Here is a 2,253-nt window from a genome sequence, read left to right as displayed (position 1 = left end):
TCCCGGGGGCGCCGGCCCTCTTCGCGCCCGTGCCCTCGCCCCGTAGTCCGCCCGAGGTCCCGCCCTTGCCCGCACCGCGCGCCCCATGAGGAGGCCCGGCACCGGGCCCCCCGAGCGGGGCCCCGGCCTTGTCCGCGCCGCGTGGCCGGCCGAGGGGGCCTGCCCTCCCCGCGTCGCGTGGTCCGTCGGAGGCGCTGGTCCGCTCCGGACGGTGCGGGTTGCGCGGGCGGTCGGCGCCGTCCGCGTGGCGAGGGCCGCCCGCCCTCTCGGTGCCAGGACTCCCGGGGGCGCCGGCCCTCTTCGCGCCCGTGCCCTCCCCCCGGCCTTCCTCCCGGCCGCCGCAGTCGTCTTCGTGGCCGTCGCCCCGACCACCGCAGTCGTCTTCTTGGCCTTCCCCGCGGCCGTCTCCCCGGCCGTCGCCGCAGGCATCACGCGTGCTGCCCGCACGCGTGTCGTGGCGCCCACGCTGTTCGGGGACCTGGTGTGCAGCCGACTGCTGCGGCGGGACCTGCCGGTCGAGGTCAGAGGCGGAGACCGTCTCCTCCGCCGGTTCGCCCCGGCCTCCAGGTCCCCGCTGATGCACCGGACCCTCCGGTGCATCCGGCTCCTCAGCTCCCTCCGGCTCGCCCTGCTCGTCACCAGCCATAGCCGTGGCTTCCGTGCGCACCCTGCCTGCGGAACATCGCGTCAGCGTGGCACAGCGGTGTCGGCCGGGAAGCCGACAAGCTGACGAATCACCCCGCCTGGTGGCCTCTCGCACGTGTGCTCGACGACGGACCCGCTCGAGTCGGCAGCCCCGCCCGAGTCCGCAAACTCGCCCGAGTCGGCAAACCCCTCCGGGTCGGCAAACCCGTCCGGGTCGGCGGCGCGGTGCGCCGCCGCTCTCACGTGCCGCCCCGCTCGGGGCGTGCCGCTCGGGGCGTGCCGCTCAGTGCGTGCCGCGTGAGCGCAGTCCTTCGAGCAGGATGTCGAGGAGCCGGGTGGAGGCCGCTGCCTGGTGGGCGGCGTCGGGCAGCGAGGGCGCGGCCGTCGCTATCACCAGCAGTACGTCGCCCACCGTCACATCCGGCCGGAGCTCGCCGGCCTCCCGGGCTCGCTCCACCAACTGGCCGACGACCTGGAGAAGCTCGATGGCGCCCGGGTCTTTCTCCAGCCCCTCGTACCCTCTCTCCTGTCCGGAGGCGGGGACGGAGGCGGGGGTGGTGCGCTCCACCAGCCGCAGGTCCGGCGGTGTGCTTCCGTCGAGTCGTGCGCCTGCGCCCTCGGCGAACTCGGCCTGGGCCGGCGGTCGCTGCGGTGGCACGCGGGGTGAGCTGTCCGTCGCCCAGCCGTCGGCGCGCAGTATCCGTGGCGGCAGCAGCCGTCCGGCACCGGAGGCGACGGAGGTGCGCAGGAAACGGGAGAGCGCCGACCAGGGCTCGTCCTCCTGGCCCAGCGCGGACCGCGCCTGTTCCGTCAACCGGGCCGTCTCCTCCTCGGCGATCCGGTTCACCAGAACGTCCTTGCTGGGGAATCGGCGGTAGACCGTTCCCACCCCGACCCGGGCTCGGCGGGCGACGTCCTCCATCGGTGCGCCGTAACCCAGCTCTCCGAAGACCTCGCGGGCCGCGCGCAGCACGTGTTCGAGGTTGCGCTGGGCGTCCACGCGCAGCGGGGCCGTGCGTGGAGCGGCGGCTGCTGGGGCAACGCCTGAGGAGCCCGCGGCGTTGGCGTCCGTACTGATCGGGCCCTCCGGCACGGCGGATACGGCCGCCGCGGTGGCATGAGACCCGTGCATACCCTGAATGTGCATCTTTGTTCCCCCGGTAAATCCCTGTCTCCCCCCGGAGACCCCCGCGTTCGCGGGGACGGGCTGCGACACATCGGTCCACACGTCGCACCCGCTCTGGGATACGAACATAGTTGAGCCCAGGTCGTGAGAGAAGAGGGCGTCTCCGCGCGGCCTTTCGCCCCTCTCGGCCACGACCGCTTTCCTGCCCCGCATGCCGACCCGCGCGCCCCCTCCTCTTCCTCGGTGACCTGCGTGAACGGAATCCTTCGTCAGATCGGGACATCGGTGAGCGCCCGGCGCACGGCAGTCATACGAATCGTGTGGCCTGTGGACAAACGAGGGACTGAGGGTGCGTCATGGACGCGTGACGAAGGCCACGAAGGAATCTGCGGACCCCACACGCATCCTCGTCGTCGGCGGCGGTTACGTCGGCATGTACACGGCGCTGCGCCTCCAGCAGAAGCTGAAGCAGCGACTCAGCG

Annotated in this window: 1 protein-coding gene; it reads right to left on the bottom strand. The window is 73.3% G+C overall.

The window, feature by feature from the left end:
• Window positions 1-928: 928 nt before the first annotated feature.
• Entirely contained in the window at window positions 929-1,792 is an 864-nt protein-coding gene (locus tag AB8Z75_RS34280) for a TetR/AcrR family transcriptional regulator (RefSeq protein ID WP_369208950.1), read from the bottom strand.
• Window positions 1,793-2,253: the final 461 nt, after the last annotated feature.

It is taken from the genome of Streptomyces sp. PU-14G, assembly GCF_041028275.1.
Classification (GTDB): Bacteria; Actinomycetota; Actinomycetes; order Streptomycetales; family Streptomycetaceae; genus Streptomyces.
Note: the sequence above shows the minus strand (reverse complement) of the source record. Positions and strands in the feature narration are given on the sequence as shown.

Excerpts from the sequence above, each read along its gene's own strand:
- AB8Z75_RS34280 (WP_369208950.1), bottom strand. The coding sequence starts at position 1,792 with ATGCACATTCAGGGTATGCACGGGTCTCATGCCACCGCGGCGGCCGTA.